The sequence below is a fragment of the Streptomyces sp. NPDC043726 genome (assembly GCF_056436565.1).
The window spans coordinates 61,223-82,313 of record NZ_JBWKCI010000006.1; the positions used below are offsets into that span (position 1 = coordinate 61,223).

Sequence of the window (21,091 nt, forward strand, 5' to 3'; positions counted from 1 at the left end):
GCCCTCGTACTGTGGGCGTTGTTCAGGTGCGCAGGCTGCGGCTACTTCGCCTCTTCAGCGGGTGACGCGGGTTCGAATCCCGTCGCCGGTACCTTGCCGGTGTCGTCCAGTGGCCCAGGACGCCTACAGTGCGCCGCCGCCGAATCGGATCTCTGGACACCTCGTCACGAGCCGCCCGCCGAATCCCGGCGGGCGGCTTCGCGTACGTGGCGCGCCCTCTCAGGTCTCCCACACCTCCGGTCCGCCGCCCTGCCACTCGATCAGGGGGGACTGGACCACGTCCATCTCGTCCCAGTCCTGCAGCCCGGCCTCCTGGAGGAACGCCGTGACGTCGAGGAGGTGGTAGGCGATGCCGACGTATCGGCCGTCGATACGGACGCGTCGGCCGCCGTCCGAGGTGGGCGGGAGCACTACGACAGGGTGATCGGTGGCCATGAGCCCAACCTCGCCGCAGGACGGGCCGGGCGCACGACGGACTGGTCCGGATGCGGGAACGGCAACGGGCGGGCCCCCGGCGAGTTGAGCGAGTTCTCACCCAGGGACGTCCATCCGCTGGGTGCCGACCACCGAGAGCAGCCGCAGCGCCTCCTCGGAGCGTGAGCCCGGCTCGGCGGTGTAGATCACGACCCGCTGGTCGCGGTCGGTGATGTCCAGGACGTCGCAGTTGACGGAGACCGGCCCGACCAGCGGGTGGTCGAAGGTCTTGTGCAGGGCGGACCGGGTGATCACGCAGTGCTGGGCCCAGAGGCGGGCGAACTTCTCGCTGCCCGCGAGGAGTTCGCCGACGAGACCGGAGACTTCCGGGTCGCCCGGATAGCGGGCCGCGGCGGCGCGCAGGTCGTTGGTGGCCGAGGCGGCGAACTCGTCGGCGTCCGAGACGCCGTACAGCGGCCGCCCTTCCCGGTACGGGCCGAGGAAGCAGCGCCGGATCAGGTTGCGGTCTCGGCGGGGGAGCGCGGAGAAGTCCTCCATCAGGGCGGCGGCCAGGTCGTTCCAGGCGATGACCTCGTACGTCGCCGAGATCACGATCGCCGCCGCCTGCGGCAGCCGTCCCAGCAGGTCGACGATGCTCTGGCGGACCTCGCGCGAGGGGCCGGGCGGCGGCGCGGGCGGGGTGCCCGCGAGGTGGTGCAGGTGATCGCGCTCGGGGTCGGACAGCCGCAGGGCACGGGCGAGCTGGGCCAGCACCTCCCGCGAGGGGTGCGGGCCGCGGGCCTGTTCGAGCCGGGTGTAGTACTCGGTGGAGATGTACGCCAGCTGCGCCACCTCCTCGCGGCGCAGCCCCGGCGTGCGGCGGCGCGGCCCGGCGGGCAGCCCCACGTCGGCGGGGGTGATGCGCTCGCGCCGGCTGCGCAGGAAGTCGGCCAGTTCTCGTCGGTCCACGCCTCCAGTGTGCGCGGGCCCGGGTGAGCGCAGCCAGGTACTGGCGGTGCCTGGATGGGCGTCGCGCCCGGTCGCAGGCTCGACGGCATGACAGACACCACCGCAATCACTCCCCTGCTCGCCGGCAAGGTCGCCTTCGTCACCGGTGCCGGACGGGGCATCGGCGCGGCGGCCGCGAAGCTCTTCGCCCGCGAAGGCGCCCGCGTCCTGCTGGCGGCCCGCACCGAGTCCCAGCTCAAGGTGGTCACCGAGGAGATCACGGCGGCCGGGGGCGCGGCCGACCACTTCGTGTGCGACCTGGCGGACCCGGAGAGCCTGCGCGCCGCCGTGGACCGGGCCGTCGAGCTGTACGGACGGCTCGACATCGCCTTCAACAACGCGGCGACTTCCCAGCCGCCCGGCCCGATGGACCAGCTCCCCGAGTCCGACTTCGACCGGCTCTACACCGTCAACCTCAAGGGCGTCTGGCTCGCCATGAACGCCGAGATCGCCGCCATCCGGGCCACCGCCGGCAGCGGGGCGATCGTCAACACCTCCAGCGTCGGCAGCCTCATGGCCAACCCCTGGCTGCCCGCGTACGGCGCCCTGAAGCGGGCGGTCAACAGCCTCACCGCGTCCGCCGCCACCACCTACGGCCCCGAGGGCATCCGGGTCAACGCCGTCTCACCGGGCACCACACTCACCGAGATGCTCCACGAGTGGGACGCGAACACGCCCGGCACCATCGACCAGCTCACCGCCCAGGCCCCCTTGCGCCGCGCCGCCGCCCCCGAGGAGGTCGCCGAGGCGGCGGCCTGGCTGCTGAGCGACCGCGCGTCGTACGTCACGGGAACGGTCCTGCGGGTCGACGGGGGAATGTGGGCGTAGAGCCTGGGCGGGGGCCATGAGGGCACTGGGAGGCTCAGGAGCCCTCCAGCACCGCCATCGCCGCGTTGTGCCCCGGCACCCCGCTCACCCCTCCCCCGCGCACCGCGCCCGCCCCGCAGAGCAGGACGTTCGCGTGCTCCGTAGCCACGCCCCAGCGGCCGGTGCCGTCCTGGGCGTGGGGCCAGGACAGGTCGCGGTGGAAGATGTTGCCGCCCGGCAGGCGCAGGTCCCGCTCCAGGTCAAGCGGGGTCTTCGCCTCGATGCACGGCCGTCCCTCGGCGTCGGTCGCCAGACAGTCGGCGAGGGGTTCGGCCAGATGGGCGTCGAGCTGCGCCAGCGTCGACTTGAGCAGCTCCTCGCGTACGGCGTCGTTGTCCCGCGCGAACAGCCGGGCCGGCGTGTGCAGTCCGAACAGGGTGAGCGTCTGGTAGCCGCGGTCGACGAGGTCCGGGCCGAGGATCGTGGGGTCGGTGAGCGAGTGGCAGTAGATCTCCGCGGGCGGGGCGGAGGGCAGTGCGCCCGCGGCGGCCTGGGCGTGGGCGGTGGCCAGCTGTTCGTAGCCCTCGGCGATGTGGAAGGTCCCGGAGAACGCCTCGCGCGGGTCGACGGAACTGTCCTTCAGCCTGGGCAGCCGCTTGAGCAGCATGTTCACCTTCAGCTGGGCGCCCTCGGCGGGCTCCGCGGGCGTGCCTCCGGTCAGCGCGGCCAGTTCCTGCGGGGAGGCGCCCACGAGGACGTGCCGGGCGGCGGCGACGCCTTCGCCGTCGGCGGTGCGGTAGGTGACCTCGGCGGTGGTGCCGTCCGTGTCGATCCGTACGGCCTCGTGGCCGGTGGCGAAGACGACGCCCGCCGCGCGGGCCGCCCCCGCGATCGCGTCGGTGAGGGCGCCCATGCCGCCGACGGGCACGTCCCAGGCGCCGGTGCCGCCGCCGATGACGTGGTAGAGGAAGCAGCGGTTCTGCTTCAGGGAGGGGTCGTGGGCGTCGGCGAAGGTGCCGATGAGGGCGTCGGTGAGGACGACTCCGCGCACGAGGTCGTCGCTGAAGCGGTCCTCGATGGCCGCGCCGATGGGCTCCTCGAACAGGATCCGCCAGGCCTCCTCGTCGTCGACACGGCGGCGCAGCTCCTCGCGCGTGGGCAGCGGTTCGGTGAGCGTGGGGAAGACCCGCCGGGCGACCTCGCCGGTCAGGCCGTAGAAGCGCTGCCAGGCGGCGTACTCGCTCTCGCCGCCGGTGAGCTTGCCGAAGGCTTCCCGGGTGCGCCGTTCACCACCGCCCACCAGCAGGCCGGTGGACTGTCCGGCCCGCTCGACGGGGGTGTACGAGGAGATGGTGCGGGTGCGGACCCGGAAGTTCAGGCCGAGGTCCCGCACGATCTTCTTGGGCAGCAGGCTGACCAGGTAGGAGTAGCGGGACAGCCGAGCGTCCACGCCCGCGAAGGGGCGCGTGGAGATGGCGGCGCCGCCGGTGTGGTCCAGGCGCTCCAGCACCAGCACGGACCGTCCGGCCCGGGCCAGATAGGCGGCGGCGACCAGGCCGTTGTGGCCCCCTCCGACGATGACGGCGTCGTACGCGCGATGTCCCGGGTGGTCCTCGTGTGCAGGCATGGTCCTTCGTAACACGAGATGATCTAGGTCGGCCAGGGCTGCGGAGCGAACAGGTCCGGTCGGCTCCGGTGGCCGGAGCCGGGGTCAGTGCCCGCCCGTCGCCCCCTGCTGCCGCAGCGCCGCGACCCTGCGGTACAGGTCGACGGCCTCGGCGGCGCGGCCGAGTTGTTCCAGGCAGTGCGCCTCGTCGTTGCGGCTGGCGAGGGTGTCGGGGTGGGCCGCGCCCAGGACGCGCTCGCGGGCCTGGGCGACCCTGCGGTACTCGGTGAGCGCGTCGGGCCAGCGGCCGAGCCAGCCGAGGCCGACGGCGACCTCGCGGCGGCTGACGAGGGTGTCGGGGTGGTCGGCGCCGAGAACGCGTTCGCGGATCGCGCAGACGTCACGGGACTCGGCGAGGGCCTCCTCCCAGCGCCCGAGCCGGCCGAGGTTGACGCCGAGGCCGTGGCGGGCGCGCAGGGTCTCGGGGTGGGTGGGGCCGTGCACCCGGGTGCGGTCGTCGATCAGCTCGCGGTACAGCTGGAGGGCCTCCGCGCTGCGGCCGAGCCGGCCGAGGCTGATGCCGACCTCGTAACGGGCGGCGAGGGTATCGGCGTGGTCGGGGCCGAGCGCCCGGGCGCGCGCCTCGGCGACCTCGTGGTAGGTGTGCAGGGCCTCCGCCCAGCGGCCCAACTGACCCAGCGCGTAGGCTACTTCGTACCGGGTGACGAGGGTTTCCGGGTGCTCCGGGCCGAGCACCCTGGCCCGTGCGGCGGCGACCTCGCAGGCCATGCGGTACGAGTCCTCCAGGCGGCCGAGCCGGCTGAGGTTGAAGGCCAGGTTGTGGCGGCAGCGCAGAGTGTCGGGGTGGTCGGCGCCCATGCTCCGCTCCCGCGCGGCGAGCACCGACTGGTACACCTGGTGGGCGTCGAAGTGACGGCCCAACTGGCCCAGCACATAGGCCATTTCCTGGCGGGCGGCGAGGGTTTCCGGGTGGTCGGGGCCGAGCGCCAGGCTCCTGGCCCGGGCGACGTACTTGTACTCGCGCAGCGCGTCGGCGGCGCGGCCGGTGCGGCTCAGGGTGAAGGCGACCTCGAAGCGGCTGGCGAGGGTGTCGGGGTGCTCGGGTCCGAGCAGGTGCTCGCGCTCGGCGGCGACCGCCCGGTGGACCTCCCCGGCCTCCGCCCAGCGGCCGAGGCGCCCGAGGCTGAGCCCGGCGTTGTGGCGTCCGGCGAGTGCGGTGAGTGCGGCCGGGTCAGGGGCGGGCGGGTCCTGGATGACGGGTTCCTCGGGCCGGCCGCCGGACGGGCGGGGGATCCACTCTCCGGTCAGTCCGGCTCCGGCGTCGGGGGGTGTGGTGCGCAGCCCGGCGCCGGTGGCCTTGTGGCCGGTGGTCATGCCCTGGGTCCAGGACGGCAGCCGAGTCTCGCGGCCGGCCGGCTCGGGCGGGCGCGGCGCGGGGCGGGGGGTGACGACAGTCGGCACGTACGTCGGGGTGCCGCGCCCGAGGCCGATGCGGCGGCCCACCTCGCGGGCGTCGTGCGGCCGGTCCTCGGGGCGCTTGGCGAGCAGGTCGAGGATGACCTTCTCCAGGTGGGCGGGGAGTTCGGAGCGGTGTTCGCGGGGCGGTCGCGGCGGGGTGTCGCGGTGGCCGACGAGTACGGCCCAGGCGTCGTCGAGGTCGAAGGGCGGTACGCCGGTGGCGATCTCGTAGAGCACACACCCCAGCGAGTACAGGTCGCTGCGCTGGTCCACCTCCGCGCCGCCGATCTGTTCCGGGGACATGTAGTGCGGGGTGCCCATGGCGATGCCGGTGCCGGTGAGCCGGGAGGTGAAGCCGATGTCGGCGCCGAGGCGGGCGATGCCGAAGTCGCAGATCTTCACGGTGCCGTCGGTCAGCCGCACGATGTTCGCGGGCTTCAAGTCGCGGTGCACGATGCCCTGTTGATGCGTGTAGGCGAGGGCGGCGGCGACCTGGTCGGCGATGTCCACGACGGCCGGGACGGGCAGCGGGTGGTGCTTGTTGTCCTCCAGCAGCTGACTGAGGTTACGGCCCTCCAGCAGTTCCATGACGAGGTAGAGGACGCCGTCGGACTCGCCGAAGTCGTGGACGACGGTGACCCCGCGGTGCTGGAGCGCGGCGGCCACCCGGGCCTCCCGCCGGAACCGCTCCCTGAGGACGCGGGTGAACGACTGGTCGTGGTGCGGCCCCAGCGGCTTGAGGCACTTGACGGCGACGTGCCGGCCCAGCGACTCGTCGCGCGCCCGCCACACCTCGCCCATGCCGCCGCGCCCGATCGGATCCAGCAGCCGGTAGCGGCCCTGGATCAGCCTGCTGTCCCCCATCTCCCGCGCTCGCCCCCGTCGCTGTGATGGCCGCCCTCCCCTGGCTCGTCCAGTATGGCGAGCTGTCGTCCGAGTTTGTACGGTGCCGGGCGCGCGCCCGGGCCGAGCCGGTCCATGGCCCGCAGGATGTGTTTGGGCGGCAGTTGCCAGCGCAGCCGTGCGGGAATGCGCCGCAGCAGAATGCCCGCGGCACGCAACTGACGGGCGACGGCGGCCGGTTCGGGGGCCGGTCTGCCGTACAGCTCGTGGGCGTACGGCGGCAGGGCGGCGTACGCCAGATGCGCCACGCGGCCCCACACCAGGGCGCGCGCCGGGACCAGCAGGGGGTGCGCCGGCGGACGGAGCAGGAAGTCGTCCACGGCGCGTGCCTCGGCTCCGGCGGCCAGTTCGGGGCGCACCTTCTCGAAGTACGCCGCCATCTCGGCCTGGTCGGCGGGGACGTCCTCGGGGTCGAGCCCCACCAGCCGTGCGCTGACGCGCTGTTCACGGATGTACCGGTCGGCCTCGGCGTCGGTGAGCCGGAACCCCGAGCGCCGCGCCACGCCCAGGTACGAGTCGATCTCGGCGCAGTGGACCCACAGCAGCAGCTCGGGTTCGTCGACCCCGTACTCCTCACCGGTGTCGGGGTCTGTGGCCCGCAGCTTGGCGTGGATCCGCCGCACCCGGGCACCGGCCTTCTCGGCCGCCTCGCCGGTGCCGTACGAGATGGTCCCGACGAAGTTCGCGGTCCGCAGCAGCCGCCCCCACGCGTCGTGCCGGAAGTCGGAGTTCTGCATGACCCCGCGCACCGCCCTCGGGTGCAGGGCCTGCAGATAGAGCGCGCGGACTCCGGCGATCCACATCATCGGATCACCATGCATCTGCCAGGTCACCGAGTCCGGCCCGAACAGACCGGGGTCGGGTGTGCGGGAGTCGTCCACATGCGCCATTCTGTGCGGACCGCGCCCGGTCATCAAGAGCCGGCGAGGGGGCACCATCGGTGTCCATTTGGCGGTGCGGCGGCGCGGTTCCTCCCGCAGGCCGGGGCGAGGTCCCGGGCCGAATCGGAGGGCAGACCCCGGTCCGGCGCCAGGACGGGCCGCAGGTTCCTGCCCTGGCTGCCACGACAGTGAGGGATCCGCCCGTTCATCCGTTCGTCCAGCACGCAGCGTCTGCGGGCCGGGGCACTCCTGACATGGCGACTGGGCGACCCGTTCTCCCGAAGACCGTGGGCGGTCGGGTACCGGGCCTGCAGCTCATCGAGGACCGGACCGCTCGACGCGGAGCCGTTCCTCGTCGTCGGCCTGATTGCCGGCATCCGCGAGGTGCTCATCGTGACGGCCGAGGCGGAGAAGTCCTTCCGGTGGAACGTCGAGGGGATCGAACTGCTCGTCCTGGCGGGGGCTGATTCTCGTGACGGCGGCAGTGGTGTACGTGCGGCGGCGCTCGACACGGCCGGGAGACTGCGTCCCGCTCCAGGAGGCGCGGCGCTCACGGTCGTCGGAGCCGTCAGCCACCGCGGTGCGCGGGTCCTGATCCGTCACCTTCCCCAGCCACGGCCGCCCGCACCCGTTGCTCCTCGCGAGCGGAGTTGACGTCCCGTTCCAGGGGTGTGCGGCTCACTGCTGCCGCGAGGTCCTCGAGGGCCCGCTTCTGCAGCTCTGCCCCGCGCCGTAGCACCGGGCTCCGGTCGCCGGCGGCGCCCTCCCACGCGTCGAGCGCCTCCTCGACGCGCCCCCAGTCCGGATTCCTGTGCTCACGCACATCGACTGCCGCCCGTGCGGTATCGGCCTCCAATGCCTCGGCGAACCGCTCCGCCTCGGGGGCGAAACGACCGCCGGCCCGCGGGACGTGGCTCTCCATGAGCATCGCCGCCCGGTCAAGTCCCTTGAGCGCCTCCTGCGCCTCTTCCGCCTCGCGCGATGTCAGACCTCTGGGGCCGACCGGTTCCTGCCTTGCCTGGTCGTAGGCCGCCTGCCAGGCGGCACGTGCCTCCCTGCTCGCCAGCAAGGCCCTGCGCATGTCGGCGCGATGCTCCCGGGTCGGTTCGGCGTAGCTGCGGAGCACCGCGGCCGCGTAGCGGCCGTTGGCGGCGAGCCAGTCCGCCAGCCGTCCCGTTAGCCGGGGGGTCTCCCATGCGGGGAACACCACGTACGCCAGCATCGCCAAGGCCCCGCCGAGCAGGGTGAGCACCACCCGCTCCGGGACCGTCTGCTCCCATGCCTGGCCGCCCATGCCGAGCAGGAAGACGACGTACGCGGCAGTGAAGCACTGGGAGTAGGCGTAGCCGGTACGGAGCAGCGTGTACGACAGGGCCGCCGAGACCACCGCCAGTGCGCCGAACACAGGGGCGTCCGGGCCCAGGGCCTGCACCATCCCGGTGGCGAGCGCGACCCCCGCCAGGGTCCCGGCGAGACGGCCCACCGCACGCGCGTACGTCCGGTGGAAGTCCGGCCGCATCACCATCACCGAGGCGATGGGCGCCCAGTAGCCGTGCTCCAGGGGCAGCCGGGAAGCGATCAGATAGCCGAGCGTGGCCACTGCCGCCAGACGGACGGCGTGCCGGAACACGGGCGAGTCCCGGCGAAGCTCCCGGCGGACCGCCCGGACGACGACCGGGAGCAGCCGGAACATGGTCGGGCGCACCAAGAACTGGGCGCTCGCAGGCCCGGGCGGCGCAGGCGCCTTGTCGCGCGCCCCGCCGCTCCCGGCGATTTCCAACGCCTCGGCGAGCAGTTCCACGAGCCGTTCGGCAGCCTGCCGGGCGGGTCCCTCCAACACCTCGCCCTCCTCGTCGACGCGCAGGACCTCCGCGCTCCGGGGCGGTACCTCGGCGAGAGTTCCGCGGCGGATCGAACGGGCGGCCGCGTCCAGGACGTCGGCCGCCGCGTCGAGCAACTCCCGTGCGCGGTCCCGCCCGGATCCCTCCGCCGGGGCGCCGATGTCCGGGTCGGCGAGCGCGGCGACGACCGGCAGGATGCGCTCGGCGAGGCCCCGCGGGCCGTGCAGGACGGGGGGCCGGGTGCGGGCCTGTGATGGCGTCACGGCGGCCGCGTCCCGGGCTGTCATCAGCGGCTCCGGGTCGAACAGCGCGGTCGGGTCGTGCCGCAGCCGGCGGGCGTAGTCAGCCACTGCGGCCAGAGCGTCAGCCAGCGCGTCACGATGCGCACCCCAGCGGCGAATCGGGAACAGCAAGATCAGCACGGCCTGCGCCAGGCCTCCAAGCGCGATGACCCCGGCATGTTCCAGGGCACGCCCGACGCTGGTGGGCAGGGTGATGGTCACCAGCATGCTGCCGACCGTCGTCGCTGCGACGATCCCAGCAGTCGATCCGAGGGACCACGCCATCCCTGCGGCAAAGGCCCATACGGCCAGCAGCGGGAGGAGTGTCACGAGTCGCCCCGCCGCCAGGTAGCCCACGAAGGTGCTGAGCGCCAGACCCGCGCCCGCGCCGAGCGCGATCACCTTGCGCGGACGCCAGTTGCGCTGGAAGGTGGCCGCACCCGCGGAGTAGGCACCGAGGGCGGCGGACGCGGCGTACGCAGGCGAGGCCAGCCACAGCGCCGGTCCGATGACGATCGCCACCCCAGCAGCCGTACGCAGCGCGAGCAGGGGCTCCAGCCGCGCCTCCTCGATCGTGAGCCCGGATCGCACGACCTCCCCGAAGGTCCGCAGCCACCTCACCCGTGTGAGCCTAGCCGGAACGTCCCGCCGGGGCGCGTCGGCCGCGCCGCCGCCTCCTGACGGCACCGCGCCCGGACGCGCGGCCCCGGGCCGACGTCGCGCTGCCGGTTGCGCCGGTATCGGTTCACGTCGAAGGCTGGTCACCGTGGTCGTCTTGGAGGGCGTGACGACGTTCCTGTTCGCGCTTGGAGTAGGCGGCTGCGCGGATCGCGTCGTCGCTCTCCAAGCCTGATCCCAGCGCGCCGCCCACGGTGGCGACCGAAGCGACGAACCAGGACAGCGTCAAGTACTCCGTGGCGTGGAGCGGGGTTCGCGTCATGGAAGCGAACACTTGGTCGTTGAGGATGAACAGTGCCCACACCAAGTTGATGACCATCAAACCCAGGTAGCAGACGAGCACGCCGATACCCACGGTCGCGACCGTCGAGGCGTTGTAGAGCCTGGCCCTCTGCCTCGCCTCCGGTGAGCCTTCTGTTGATCGATGCCACAGCTCCCCGTCCACGATCAGCCAGCCGATCATGAGCCCGACGGACCCGACCATGGCGATCACAAGGCGTGGCGCGCTCAGGGCCCCAGCGAGGCTCCAGGTGGTGGAGTCCAGGGTGGCGATGGCCCCCGTGGCGAGTGCGGCCGCCAGGGCTTTCGACAAGCCCGTCACCAATCGCCACGGCCGATTGGCGCGAACCATGCCGAAGAGCACTCGCAGGTAGCCGCGCGGCCCGCCGACGACGTACCGAAGACCGTCGGTCTCCCTCTCACCGAGCGGGCCCGGATGAACAGGCGCGAGACGATTGACGAAGGGCCCGAGAAACGGCCTCCTTCGCGGGGGTGCTTCAGCCCCAGTGGCGTGCGGGCCTATCAGGTCGAGCACGGCATCTTCGACGGCCCGCCGGGCCCTCGTCTGCAGCCGCAGACCCCCCAGTGAGGGAAGAGAGAGCAGCGCCAAGCCGCGTTCGTGATTCAGATTCACAGCGAGCCTGCGTCCGTGTGAGTGCAGCGGAAGGTCGGTGAGGGCAACGACGACGTCCCAGTTCTCCGCACTGCCACGGTCCATGATCCGGCGCATCAAAGTGGGCGGGTCCTCCGTCCCGGAGGTGAAGGGCTCACTGACCACCTCGACGTCGAACCGTCGTCCCTGGCCCGACTTGTCGGCGAGCCGAGCGGAGAGTGTCCGGGCCATGCGCTGCGCGATCTCCGTCGGCGCGTCCGGATCCGCCAGGAGAGCCACGACCGTAACGCCCTGAGACGACACTCGCATGAGGGAACCTTCCTCGTCGGCTGCCCCGCGATCCCAAGGGCCCACAGACGCCACCGAGGCAACGACGACAGCCGCGTGACACGCTGACCTCCGCCAGCAGGTGCGGGCGCTACGGCCGGATCTCCTCATCTTCCCAGCACAGGGCCCGCTCCCACGACCGGGCACGATCGCGTGGCAGGACTTTGCCGGACTCGGGCTCCGGGACAGACACCGAAGCGGGGTGGTCGGTGGCGCGGCGTGCGGGCGTGCCGGGGGCGCGTGAGCGGGTGTTCGCGGTGGCGGACGCTGTCGCTCCGCACGCCGTCCCGACAACCCGGGCAGTCGGACGTCTGGGCCTGGCAGGGCAATACAGGGAGGGCAATTGGGCCCGACATGCGCATGCGTTCGCGCGCCCTCGTCGGCCAGGCTGACTGGGAAGCCCTGGGGCCGGGAACCGCCCGGCTCCCGCAGCCGGAGGTTGCCGTCATGACCGTGATGTCCATTGCCAGGTTCGAAAGGTTCTTCCGTGCGGCCGCAGGGCTGGACGTCGACAAGAACGATCTCAAGCGCCACAGCGACTTCGTCGACGCCAAGCTCTACGATCTGCTCACCGTCGCCCAGGCCACGGCCAAGGCCAACGGGCGCGACATCATCCGGCCCAGCGACCTGCCGATCACGAAGGGCCTGCAGGAGAGCATCCACCACTTCCGGAAGATCGACCAGGAAATAGAACTCAAGCCGATCCTGGAACGGCTCGCCACCCATCCCGCTCTGGACCGCACGCCCGATGAGGAGACCGAGGCGGCCTATCCGGACATCATCGGCGGACTCAGCCTGGCCCTTGCCCAGAGCTTCAAGATTCTCCACCCCGACCTGAAAAACCCCCAGACCCAGCACTGGGACGAGGCTCGAGCCGTCTTCGACCTCCTGCTGTGAGTGGCGACCGGAAGGGGCGGTGCAAAACACGGGCGAGCAGCGTCAGCGCGTGACGTCTCGTCTTGAAGGGATCATCGAAAACATGGACAGGGACATGTCCGTCGGGTCCGGTGAGCGGCTGCTGGAGGAACTGGTCAGAGCAGCCCAGCCGGCATCACCTGCGGAGCTGGCCGTGGCCCTGAACCGGTATGCCGAGGCCATGGGTATGGGCAGGGCGGTTATCTACCTGATCGACATCCAGCAGAGACTGCTGTTGCCGCTCGTCGAAGGCGAGCCGGAACTGCAGCTCGACACTTCGCTGGCCGGATGGACCTACCGCACCGACTCTCTCCGAGTGGAAGAAGTGCCCTCCGGCGGGCTGAAGGTATGGCTGCCCCTGGCCTACGGAGCGGAGCGGCTGGGCGTCGTGGAGCTGAACATGAGCACCCTGGACGGGCTCAAGCTACGGCGCTGCCGAACGACGGCGCTGCTCCTCGCACTGATCATCACGTCCAAGCGCACCTACAGCGACACCCTCGCGCAGCGCATGCGTACCAGGCCGATGCACCTGCCCACGGAGATGGTGAGGGCATTTCTCCCTCCCCGGTCGATCGGCACCGGGCGGGTCGTGTCGACGGCGGTTCTGGAGCCCGCGTACGAACTGGGCGGCGATGCTTTCGACCATGCGTTCACCGAGGACGTTCTGCACGCCGCGGTACTTGAGGGCATGGGGCACGACCTGGCCTCCGGACTTGCCACCTCTGTCGCCATGGCAGGCTGCCGTAACGCCCGGCGCAACGGGGCAGACCTGAACGAACTCGTGGACACCATGGACGAGGCGTTGGCGAAATGGCTTCCGGACCAGTTCTGCACGGGTGTCTTCACCCAGTTGAACATGCCCACGGGTGTGCTGCGCTGGTGCAACTGCGGCCACCCGCCTCCGTTGCTCATCCGTCGACACCGCCTGCTCCACAAGGCCTTGGAGCGGCCACCGGAGCCTCCTTTGGGTCTGCCCGCCAATCTCGCCGGGACCGCCCGTCAGGTGCACGACGTCAGCCTGGAACCCGGTGACCGAATACTGCTCTACTCGGACGGCGTCGTGGAGTCACGCGACGAGGCGGGCGAGGAGTTCGGCCTGGAGCGCTTCACCGACTACATCATCCGGTCGACCGCAGCAGGGCAGAGCGCCCCGGAAGTGCTGCGCCTGCTCATCCATGCCATCCTCGAGCATCAGCACAACGAACTCAGCGACGACGCCACGATCTTGCTGTTCGAGTGGCAGCCCCCTGATCCGTGACCGCCCGCGACCTGGTACTGGGGCGGCCGGGGCGCCGCTGCGTGGGCCTTTCGTTCTGAGCGCTGCACAAGCTCAGTCCGCGAGGTCAGCCTTTCCGAACAGGACCGCGTAACTGGAGGGGAGTTGGCTGATGATCTGATTCAGTTCTCCGCCGGTCACAGCGTCGGCGACGGTGGTCAGGACCGCGCTGGCGTCCCACTGTGCCGTACGCGGCCGGGCACCCGTGCGCTCGGCGACCCGGCGGTAGAACTCTTCGATCCCGAAGCTCTGCGCCCGCTGGGGCGTTGCATGATCCAGAACCTGTCCCAGCGGGCCGGGCATCTGGGATGCGAGGTCCTTGACCTCTCCCGGGCTGATCCGTTGGGCCAGCACTTCCAGCACGGCGTTGGTGACGTCTGCGGCTTCGTCCGGGTTCTTGTATTCGCCTCGTTCGCGTACGTGGGCGAGGAATCCGTCGTATTTCATCGCTGCCTCCTTCTGCGCCGGTCATCGCTGGTCATGGGGTCGCCTGGTGCGCTGTCGAGCCCGCCGAGTGCTTTTGGCATGGGGGCGACACGATGCTCTGGCACTGCGCGCGCGGGTGCGGAGCGGAGGGCAGCAAGCGATATCCCACGGCCCAGGACGCCGAGCGTTACGCACGGGCATTCGACCGCGAGGACCAGGCGGACATGGGCCGGCGAGCACCGCTGGGTCTGCTCCCCCTTCGGCTGCTGCGCGCCTGGCGTCTGCGGCGCCGAAGGGAGGCCGGTGGGGAGCCGGCTCCCGAGTCTCCGCCGCGGTGAGGGCTTGTGATACGGGACGTCATTCATGGGTCACCCCGGATGTCGAGCTCGCCGACCCGGCCGCGGTGCCGGACGGGTGTCCGGAACCGCGGCGTTCGCGTCTCAGCCGCTGCTCCCGGTGCTTTCACTCGTCTCGCTGATGTCGACGTGCCGGGGCTTTGCGACCTCGGCCTTGGGGACGGTGATGGTGAGCACCCCGTCCGACATCCGCGCGTTGATCTTTTCGGTGTCGACTTCTCCGGGCAGCCGCAGCCGGTACTCGAAGGCTCCGGTGCGGCGGGTGCTCCGTCGCAGGACGCTTCGCGTTCCTTCTCCTTGATCTCGCCGGTGACCACCAGCTGCTGGCCGTTCGCTTCGACGTCGATGTCCTTGCTCTTGAGCGGACGTCACGGAGGCCGACGACGCCTTCCTCATTGGGATTGAACTCCCCGGCGCGTGCCCAGCCAAGCGGCCTGACCTGCATTGCGGCACCCCGCTGGTGCCGGACGGGCGTAGTCATTACCGTCGCCTTCTTCTCGTGATCTCGTCTCTCTTTGAAGTCATCCGAGCCAAGCGGATTCCTTCGGGCGGGTGTGCGGGGAGCTGTCGGTGCCACCGGGCGCGGCCGTATGGCCCAGGTAACGGTGGACGAAGTGGATGCTCATCGCGCCTTCGCCGACCGCGGAAGCCACGCGTTTCACCGAGCCGCTGCGGACGTCGCCGGCGGCGAAGACGCCCGGCAGGCTGGTCTCCAACGTCAGGCAGTCACGGCCCTGGCTCTGCCACAGTCCGGGGACGGAGCAGGCCTGCGCCTCCGCCCCGGTGAGGACGAAGCCGCGCGCGTCGAGGGCGAGCGCGTCGGACAGCCACTCGGTGTGGGGCTCGGCGCCGGTGAAGACGAACAGGGCGCGCACCGCGAGGTGCCGATGCTCGCCCGTACGGCGGTCGACCACGGTGACCGCCTCCAGCACCTTGTCGCCGAGTGCCTCGGCAGTCTCGGTGTGCAGCAGCACGCGCACCCGCGAGTGGCGCTCGACCTGATCGATCAGATAGCGGGACATGTGTGCCTCCAGGCTTGACCCACGGACGAGCAGATACACCTGCGGTGCGTACCCGGCCAGGAAGAGCACGGCCTGGCCCGCGGAGTTGCCTCCGCCGACGACGGCCACCGGGTCGGTGCGGCACTGCTGGGCCTCGTAGACGGTCGCCGAGTAGTGGACGCTCGTTCCCTCCAGGCGTTCGATGCCGGGCACCTCAAGGCGGCGGTAGCGAGCGCCGGTGGCCAGGACGACTGTGCGGGCGGTGATCTCGCTGCCGTCGGCGAACCCGACGGCGTAGAGCCCGCCCCGCGGTTCGAGCCGAGCCGCCTCCGCCGGGACGCTGATCCTGGCGCCGAACTTGTCGGCCTGGAGCACGGCGCGTTCGGTGAGTTCGGCGCCGGAGATGCCGGAAGGGAAGCCGAGCAGATTCTCGATGCGGGACGACGTGGCGGCCTGGCCACCGCTGGCCATGGCCTCGACGACGGTCGTGTCCAGGCCCTCCGAGGCGGCGTTCACCGCGGCGGCGAGACCGGCGGGGCCGGAGCCGACGATGAGGAGATCGCCGCGGCCGTTGCCCGACGGCAGGGGCGGCAAGCCGATCAACCGGGCCAGTTCGGCGTTGCTCGGATTGCGCAGCAGGGTGGTGTCACGCCAGATCACCAGCGGTGTCTGCTCCGGACCGACCGCGAAGCGGCGCAGCAGTGCCTCGGCCTCCTCGTCCGTCTCCAGATCGATCCAGCGGTGCGGCAGCCGGTTGCGGGCGGCGAACTCGCGCAGCCGTCGGGTGTCGGATGAATAGCGCGAGCCGATGATGCGGAAACCGGCGCCCTGCCCGACGAGCAGGGCACGGCGGCCCAGGCAGGCGCGCAGCACCACATCGCCGAGGGCGGAGTCCCGGGTCACCAGGTCACGCAGCTGGTCCATGGACAGAGCGAGGACTTCACCGAGGTCCCTGACCAGGGCGGTGTAGAAGGACACCTGTCCGTTCAGGAGGCCGAGTTCGCCGATGAAGCGGCCGGGGCCGTGCACACGCAGGAGGCGTTCGTCGGGCGTGCCGTAGCCCTCGACGATGGCGACCGAGCCACTGAGGACGACGTAGAAGGTCTCGCACCGCTCCCCCTCCCGGATCAACACGTCACCCACGTCGACCGCGCGCCGCCGGCCATGCTGCGCCAGGCGGTCCATCTGGTCGTCCGACAGGCGGGGATAGGCGCCGTAGATGTCGGGCGTCTCGAAGGGGACGCTCTCCTCCGTCTCGTCCGGCACAGGCGCTGCGCTCGGCCGCGTCTCGTCGCCGGGCATCAGACGAACGCCTCGTGGACGTAGCACCAGCGCCAGTCCTCGCCGGGCTGGAACGACCGCACGATCGGATGGGCGTCGGCGGCGGCGTGCCTGCGAGCGTGCTTGTTCGGCGAGGAGTCACAGCAGCCGACGTGGCCGCAGGTCAGGCAGAGCCGGAGGTGGACCCACGGGGATCCGAGCCGCAGACACTCCTGACACCCCTGGGGGGTCAGTGGCTGGACCGGCCGGACGAGCGCGAGGTGGGGGTCTGCGTGCAGGGTCATCCGGATCACCCTTCCCTGGGCGTGATCGACTTCTCCACCCACTGGCGCAGAACGGGGGCGGGCGCCGCCCCCGCCTGCCGGGCGATGGTCTGCCCTTTGTCCAGGATCAACAGCGTCGGTACCGCCTGGACCTCGAACCGCTGCGCCAGGCGCGGGTTCTTGTCGATGTCGACCTTGACGAGTTTGATTCGGCCGGCGAGATCGGCGGCGACCTTCTCCAGCGCCGGGCTGACCATGCGGCAGGGGCCGCACCATGTGGCCCACAGGTCGACCACGACGGGCACGTCGGCCCGCTCGACGACCTCGGCGAAGTCGTCGTCGCCCGCGTCCACCATCCACGGCAGCGGCTGCTTGCAGTTGCCACACCTGGGGCGGCCCTCGGCGGACACGGGCACCCGGTTCTTGCGCCCGCAGTGCGGGCACGTGACGTTGGTGGCCTGAACGGTACTCATGCCGTCTGCGCTCCCTGCACGTCCTCGGGCTGGTCGTAGGTGACCACCAGCTCTCCGGCCTGGGCGTCTACGCGGACCGTGGCGCCGTCCTGGACGTCGCCGCGCAGCAGAGCGCGCCCGACGAGTGTCTCGACCTCGTGGGAGATGTAACGCCGCAGCGGCCGGGCCCCGTAGACCGGGTCGTAGCCCTGGTGGGCGATCAACTCTGTGGCTGTCTCGGTCAGTTCAACGGTGATGCGACGCTCGGCGAGGCGGCGTCGCAGCTCGTCGAACTGCAGCTCCACGATCCGCTCGATCTGCCGCTCACCGAGCGGCTTGAACAGCACGATGTCGTCGACGCGGTTGAGGAACTCCGGGCGGAAGTGCCCGCGCAGCTCACCCATCACCAGGGCGCGGGCGTCCGGCTTGATCTCGCCCTCGGCGGTGGCGCCGTCGAGGAGGTGCTCGGAGCCGATGTTGGACGTCATGATGATCACGGTGTTACGGAAGTCGACGGTGCGGCCCTGGGCGTCGGTGATGCGGCCGTCGTCGAGGATCTGCAGCAGGGTGTTGAAGACATCGGTGTGCGCCTTCTCGATCTCGTCGAACAGCACGACCGAGTACGGCTTGCGGCGTGCGGCCTCGGTGAGCTGACCGCCCTCCTCGTAGCCGACGTATCCGGGCGGGGCCCCCATCAGCCGGCTGACGGTGTGCCGCTCCTGGTACTCGCTCATGTCGAGGCGGACCATGTTCTCCTCGGAGTCGAACAGGGCTCGGGCCAGGGTCTTGGCCAGCTCGGTCTTCCCGACGCCGGTGGGGCCGAGGAAGATGAACGAGCCGATGGGGCGGCGAGGGTCGCGGATCCCGGAGCGGGCGCGGATGATGGCGTCGGCGACGAGCTGAACGGCCTCGTCCTGGCCGATGACGCGCTCGCGCAGGATCTCGTCGAGGCGCAGCAGCTTCTCGCGTTCACCCTCCTGGAGGCGGGCGACGGGGACGCCGGTCCAGGCGGCGACGATCTCGGCGATCTCCTCCTCCGTGACGACCTCGCGCAGCAGCCGGTTCTCCCCTTGCTTCGCGGCCAGTTGCTCCTCCTCTGCGGCGAGCCGGCGCTCCAGGTCCTGGAGGCGGCCGTAACGGAGTTCGGCGGCGCGGTTGAGGTCGTAGGCGCGTTCTGCTTCCTCCGCCTCGTGGCGGACCTGCTCCAGTTCCTGGCGCAGTTCCTGCACGCGGCGGATGGCCTGCCGCTCGGCCTCCCACTGGGCGTGCTTGGCGTCGGCCTCGCCGCGCAGGTCGGCCAGTTCCCTGCGCAGCTCCTCCAGGCGGGTTTTGCTGGCGGGATCGGTCTCCTTGGAGAGGGCGGCCTCCTCGATCTCCAGGCGGGTGACGCGGCGGGTGATCTCGTCGAGTTCGGCGGGCATCGAGTCGATCTCGGTACGCAGCCGGGCGCACGCCTCGTCGACGAGGTCGATGGCCTTGTCGGGCAGGAACCGATCGGTGATGTAGCGGTGGCTGAGGGTGGCCGCGGATACCAGCGCGGTGTCCTGGATCTTCACGCCGTGGAAGATTTCCAGGCGTTCGCGCAGTCCGCGCAGGATGGAGATGGTGTCCTCCACGCTCGGCTCCTCGACCAGGACCTGCTGGAAGCGGCGTTCGAGGGCGGCGTCCTTCTCGATGTGCTTGCGGTACTCGTCGAGGGTGGTGGCGCCGATCATGTGGAGTTCGCCGCGGGCGAGCATCGGCTTGAGCATGTTGCCCGCGTCCATGGCCCCTTCGGCGGCGCCCGCGCCTACGACGGTGTGGAGTTCGTCGACGAAGAGCAGGATGTGCCCCTGGGCCGCCTTCACCTCGGACAGCACGGCCTTGAGGCGTTCCTCGAACTCGCCCCGGTACTTTGCCCCGGCCACCAGGGAGCCCATGTCGAGTGCGAACACCGTCTTGTCGCGCAGGCCCTCGGGGACGTCGCCGCGGACGATGCGCTGGGCCAGGCCCTCGACGATGGCGGTCTTGCCGACGCCCGGGTCGCCGATGAGGACGGGGTTGTTCTTGGTCTTGCGGCTGAGGATCTGGGTGACGCGGCGGATCTCGGCGTCCCGGCCGATGACCGGGTCGAGTTTGCCGTCCCTGGCCTCGGCGACCAGGTCACGGCCGTACTTCTCCAGCGCCTCGTACGCCACTTCGGGGTTTGCCGAGGTCACGCGCTGGTTGCCACGGACCTGAGTCAGCGCGCTCAGGAACGAGTCCCGGGTGATGCCGTGCTCCCTGAGCAGCCGTCCGGCGGCGGTGGACGTGCCCTCTTCGGCCAGGGCCAGCAAGAGGTGCTCCACGGACACGTACTCGTCCTTGAGGCGCTTGGCCTCCCGCTCGGCCGTGTCCAGCAGCCGGGACAGGCGCTGGGTGACGAATACCTGGCCCGGCGCCGCACCCGGGCCGGTCACCTTGGGCCGGCGGGAGAGCTCCTCACGCACAGCCGCACGGAGCTCTTCGGGCTCCCTGCCCGCCTGTTGCAGCAGCCGCGGGATCAGGCCGTCCTCCTGGTCGAGGAGCGCGAGCAGCAGGTGCTCACCGTCGACCTCGGTCTGGCCCATGCGGACGGCGGCGGTCTGCGCCTCCTGGAGGGCTTCCTGTGACTTCTGGGTGAGACGGTTCATGTCCATGGGGGTGAGTCACTCCTCCTGCCGCGGTCGCGCAGTGCGGCTTCGAGCAGGCTGATGCGGTCGAGCAGGTCGAGCACCAGACCGATGGATGCGTAGTTGAGGCAGAGTCCGGAGCGCAGCCGCTGGACGCGGGCGAGCACCGCCGGGGCGGCGGGGTCGAACACGAGGTGCCCCGCGGCGTCGCGCTCGGCGTCGACCAGGCCGAGGGCGACGAACCGGCGGACCAGGTCGGGATGGAGGCCCGAGCGGCGGGCCACGGTGTCAAGGGAAAGCCTGGGCACGGGGACGAGCGCGTACCGCACGGCCGTGGACCCGGCGCTCGTCCGTACGGGACGCCCGCCCGCGTCGGCCCGGGCGGCCTGACCGCCGGTCGCCGCCCATGAGGGTCGGTCGCTCATCACGTCCTCCTGGGGTCGTACGAAGAAGTGGCGGCGAGCTCCTCGAACAGCTCGCGCTCCCGGTCGCCGAGGGCGGGCGGCACCATGACGCGGAGTTCGGCGTACAGGTCGCCGTTCGCACCGCGCGGGTTCGGCATGCCCTCGCCGCGCAGCCGCAGCCGCCGGCCGCTGGAGGAGCCCGCGGGCACCGTGACCTTGGCCGTGCCGCCGCCGGGGGTGGGCACCGGCACGGTCGCACCCAGGGCCGCCTCCCAGGGGGTGACGGGGACCTGTACGTGGACGTCGCGGCCGTCCAGCCGGAACCGGGGGTGGGGCTGGATTCGCACCCGCAGGTACAGGTCGCCCGCGGGTGCGTCACCACTGCCCCGGCCGCCCTCGCCCGCCAGGCGGATGCGCAGCCCGTCGGTGACCCCGGGCGGTACGTCGACCTCGTACCGTCGCGGCTGCCCCGTGGGGCCGGCGAGCGTGACGGTGCGGCGGCCGCCCCGGTAGGCCTCCTCGACGGTGAGCGGCAGCTCGGCCTCCTGGTCGGCCCCCGGTACACCGCCGCGGGCGGCGCCTGCTCCGAAGAGCGAGCCGAGCAGGTCGTCGATGTCGACGCCCTCCGCTGCGAAGTCGTCGCCGAAGCCGGTGTACCGGACGTGGGGGCCGCCCGCACCAGCGGTCCTCCGAGCGCGGGAGCCGCCGCCCGCTCCGGCCGCGACCCGTTCGTCGAAGTCCTCGGGGATCTTGCGGAAGTCCTCTCCGAAGCGGTCGTAACGGGCCCGTGTCCTGGGGTCCGAAAGGACGCTGTACGCCTCGTTGAGGTCCTTGAAGCGTTCCTCCGCCCCCGGGTCCTTGTTGACGTCCGGGTGGTACTTGCGGGCGAGTTGGCGATATGCCTGCTGGATCTCGTCCTGGCTCGCGGTCCGCGACACGCCCAGCACCTCGTAGAAGTCCCGTGCCATGA

The 21,091-nt window shown here is 71.3% G+C and carries 17 protein-coding genes and 1 pseudogene; 3 read left to right on the forward strand and 15 right to left on the reverse strand.

What is annotated here, in order from left to right:
* Nucleotides 1–219: 219 nt before the first annotated feature.
* Nucleotides 220–435, reverse strand: a complete 216-nt coding sequence (locus AC068Z_RS18495) for a hypothetical protein (RefSeq protein WP_478556464.1) — start codon at nt 433–435, stop codon at nt 220–222.
* 96 nt (nt 436–531) lie between these two features.
* On the reverse strand, nt 532–1,383 hold the full coding sequence (locus AC068Z_RS18500) for a helix-turn-helix transcriptional regulator (protein WP_478556465.1): 852 nt from the start codon (nt 1,381–1,383) through the stop codon (nt 532–534).
* An 87-nt stretch (nt 1,384–1,470) separates the two neighbouring features.
* On the opposite strand from AC068Z_RS18500, the gene AC068Z_RS18505 reads away from it, so the two are divergent.
* Nucleotides 1,471–2,250, forward strand: coding sequence for an SDR family NAD(P)-dependent oxidoreductase (locus AC068Z_RS18505; protein WP_478556466.1), 780 nt, complete (start codon nt 1,471–1,473; stop codon nt 2,248–2,250).
* A gap of 34 nt (nt 2,251–2,284) precedes the next feature.
* On the opposite strand, the gene AC068Z_RS18510 is transcribed toward AC068Z_RS18505, so the two are convergent.
* The 5 genes from AC068Z_RS18510 to AC068Z_RS18530 form a co-directional block, all read right to left on the reverse strand.
* Nucleotides 2,285–3,856, reverse strand: coding sequence for a phytoene desaturase family protein (locus tag AC068Z_RS18510; protein ID WP_478556468.1), 1,572 nt, complete (start codon nt 3,854–3,856; stop codon nt 2,285–2,287).
* Between the two features lie 84 nt (nt 3,857–3,940).
* On the reverse strand, nt 3,941–6,178 hold the full coding sequence (locus AC068Z_RS18515; RefSeq protein ID WP_478556470.1) for a serine/threonine-protein kinase: 2,238 nt from the start codon (nt 6,176–6,178) through the stop codon (nt 3,941–3,943).
* On the reverse strand, nt 6,160–7,107 hold the full coding sequence (locus tag AC068Z_RS18520) for an oxygenase MpaB family protein (protein WP_478556472.1): 948 nt from the start codon (nt 7,105–7,107) through the stop codon (nt 6,160–6,162). Before AC068Z_RS18520 ends, AC068Z_RS18515 begins: the two co-directional genes overlap by 19 nt.
* 559 nt (nt 7,108–7,666) lie before the next feature.
* The gene (locus AC068Z_RS18525; protein ID WP_478556474.1) at nt 7,667–9,841 is read right to left on the reverse strand and encodes an FUSC family protein; all 2,175 of its coding nucleotides are present in this window, start codon (nt 9,839–9,841) and stop codon (nt 7,667–7,669) included.
* A gap of 124 nt (nt 9,842–9,965) precedes the next feature.
* Nucleotides 9,966–11,069: a hypothetical protein gene (locus tag AC068Z_RS18530; RefSeq protein ID WP_478556476.1), complete on the reverse strand. Its 1,104-nt coding sequence runs from the start codon at nt 11,067–11,069 to the stop codon at nt 9,966–9,968.
* Nucleotides 11,070–11,564: 495 nt separating this feature from the next.
* On the opposite strand from AC068Z_RS18530, the gene AC068Z_RS18535 reads away from it, so the two are divergent.
* Nucleotides 11,565–12,014, forward strand: a complete 450-nt coding sequence (locus AC068Z_RS18535; protein WP_478557261.1) for a DUF1931 family protein — start codon at nt 11,565–11,567, stop codon at nt 12,012–12,014.
* A gap of 82 nt (nt 12,015–12,096) precedes the next feature.
* Nucleotides 12,097–13,290 (forward strand): PP2C family protein-serine/threonine phosphatase, encoded by a 1,194-nt coding sequence (locus tag AC068Z_RS18540; RefSeq protein ID WP_478557263.1) that lies wholly within the window; start codon nt 12,097–12,099, stop codon nt 13,288–13,290.
* 72 nt (nt 13,291–13,362) lie between these two features.
* On the opposite strand, the gene AC068Z_RS18545 is transcribed toward AC068Z_RS18540, so the two are convergent.
* The 8 genes and pseudogenes from AC068Z_RS18545 to AC068Z_RS18580 form a co-directional block, all read right to left on the reverse strand.
* Nucleotides 13,363–13,755, reverse strand: coding sequence for a DUF2267 domain-containing protein (locus tag AC068Z_RS18545; RefSeq protein ID WP_358314782.1), 393 nt, complete (start codon nt 13,753–13,755; stop codon nt 13,363–13,365).
* A 419-nt stretch (nt 13,756–14,174) separates the two neighbouring features.
* Nucleotides 14,175–14,452 (reverse strand): annotated as a pseudogene (locus AC068Z_RS18550) (Hsp20/alpha crystallin family protein); the annotation flags it as partial.
* Nucleotides 14,453–14,611: 159 nt separating this feature from the next.
* On the reverse strand, nt 14,612–16,393 hold the full coding sequence (locus AC068Z_RS18555; RefSeq protein WP_478556479.1) for an FAD-dependent oxidoreductase: 1,782 nt from the start codon (nt 16,391–16,393) through the stop codon (nt 14,612–14,614).
* On the reverse strand, nt 16,393–16,656 hold the full coding sequence (locus tag AC068Z_RS18560) for a UBP-type zinc finger domain-containing protein (protein WP_478556481.1): 264 nt from the start codon (nt 16,654–16,656) through the stop codon (nt 16,393–16,395). Before AC068Z_RS18560 ends, AC068Z_RS18555 begins: the two co-directional genes overlap by 1 nt.
* A 5-nt stretch (nt 16,657–16,661) precedes the next feature.
* Entirely contained in the window at nt 16,662–17,108 is a 447-nt protein-coding gene (trxA, locus tag AC068Z_RS18565) for a thioredoxin (RefSeq protein WP_478556482.1), read from the reverse strand.
* On the reverse strand, nt 17,105–19,744 hold the full coding sequence (gene clpB / locus AC068Z_RS18570; RefSeq protein WP_478556484.1) for an ATP-dependent chaperone ClpB: 2,640 nt from the start codon (nt 19,742–19,744) through the stop codon (nt 17,105–17,107). The genes trxA and clpB overlap by 4 nt, the downstream gene beginning before the upstream one ends.
* Nucleotides 19,735–20,142, reverse strand: a complete 408-nt coding sequence (locus AC068Z_RS18575; RefSeq protein WP_399900707.1) for a chaperone modulator CbpM — start codon at nt 20,140–20,142, stop codon at nt 19,735–19,737. Before AC068Z_RS18575 ends, clpB begins: the two co-directional genes overlap by 10 nt.
* Complete coding sequence (locus AC068Z_RS18580) at nt 20,142–21,089, reverse strand: DnaJ C-terminal domain-containing protein (protein WP_478556487.1); 948 nt, start codon at nt 21,087–21,089, stop codon at nt 20,142–20,144. The genes AC068Z_RS18575 and AC068Z_RS18580 overlap by 1 nt, the downstream gene beginning before the upstream one ends.
* Nucleotides 21,090–21,091: the final 2 nt, after the last annotated feature.

Bases quoted from the DNA above. Each gene is read 5' to 3' on its own strand.
- AC068Z_RS18495 (WP_478556464.1), bottom strand. From the start codon at position 435: ATGGCCACCGATCACCCTGTCGTAGTGCTCCCGCCCACCTCGGACGGC.
- AC068Z_RS18505 (WP_478556466.1), top strand. From the start codon at position 1,471: ATGACAGACACCACCGCAATCACTCCCCTGCTCGCCGGCAAGGTCGCC.
- AC068Z_RS18510 (WP_478556468.1), bottom strand. From the start codon at position 3,856: ATGCCTGCACACGAGGACCACCCGGGACATCGCGCGTACGACGCCGTC.
- AC068Z_RS18515 (WP_478556470.1), bottom strand. From the start codon at position 6,178: ATGGGGGACAGCAGGCTGATCCAGGGCCGCTACCGGCTGCTGGATCCG.
- AC068Z_RS18520 (WP_478556472.1), bottom strand. From the start codon at position 7,107: ATGGCGCATGTGGACGACTCCCGCACACCCGACCCCGGTCTGTTCGGG.
- AC068Z_RS18535 (WP_478557261.1), top strand. From the start codon at position 11,565: ATGACCGTGATGTCCATTGCCAGGTTCGAAAGGTTCTTCCGTGCGGCC.
- AC068Z_RS18540 (WP_478557263.1), top strand. From the start codon at position 12,097: ATGGACAGGGACATGTCCGTCGGGTCCGGTGAGCGGCTGCTGGAGGAA.
- AC068Z_RS18545 (WP_358314782.1), bottom strand. From the start codon at position 13,755: ATGAAATACGACGGATTCCTCGCCCACGTACGCGAACGAGGCGAATAC.
- AC068Z_RS18555 (WP_478556479.1), bottom strand. From the start codon at position 16,393: ATGCCCGGCGACGAGACGCGGCCGAGCGCAGCGCCTGTGCCGGACGAG.
- AC068Z_RS18560 (WP_478556481.1), bottom strand. From the start codon at position 16,656: ATGACCCTGCACGCAGACCCCCACCTCGCGCTCGTCCGGCCGGTCCAG.
- trxA (WP_478556482.1), bottom strand. From the start codon at position 17,108: ATGAGTACCGTTCAGGCCACCAACGTCACGTGCCCGCACTGCGGGCGC.
- clpB (WP_478556484.1), bottom strand. From the start codon at position 19,744: ATGGACATGAACCGTCTCACCCAGAAGTCACAGGAAGCCCTCCAGGAG.
- AC068Z_RS18575 (WP_399900707.1), bottom strand. From the start codon at position 20,142: ATGAGCGACCGACCCTCATGGGCGGCGACCGGCGGTCAGGCCGCCCGG.
- AC068Z_RS18580 (WP_478556487.1), bottom strand. From the start codon at position 21,089: ATGGCACGGGACTTCTACGAGGTGCTGGGCGTGTCGCGGACCGCGAGC.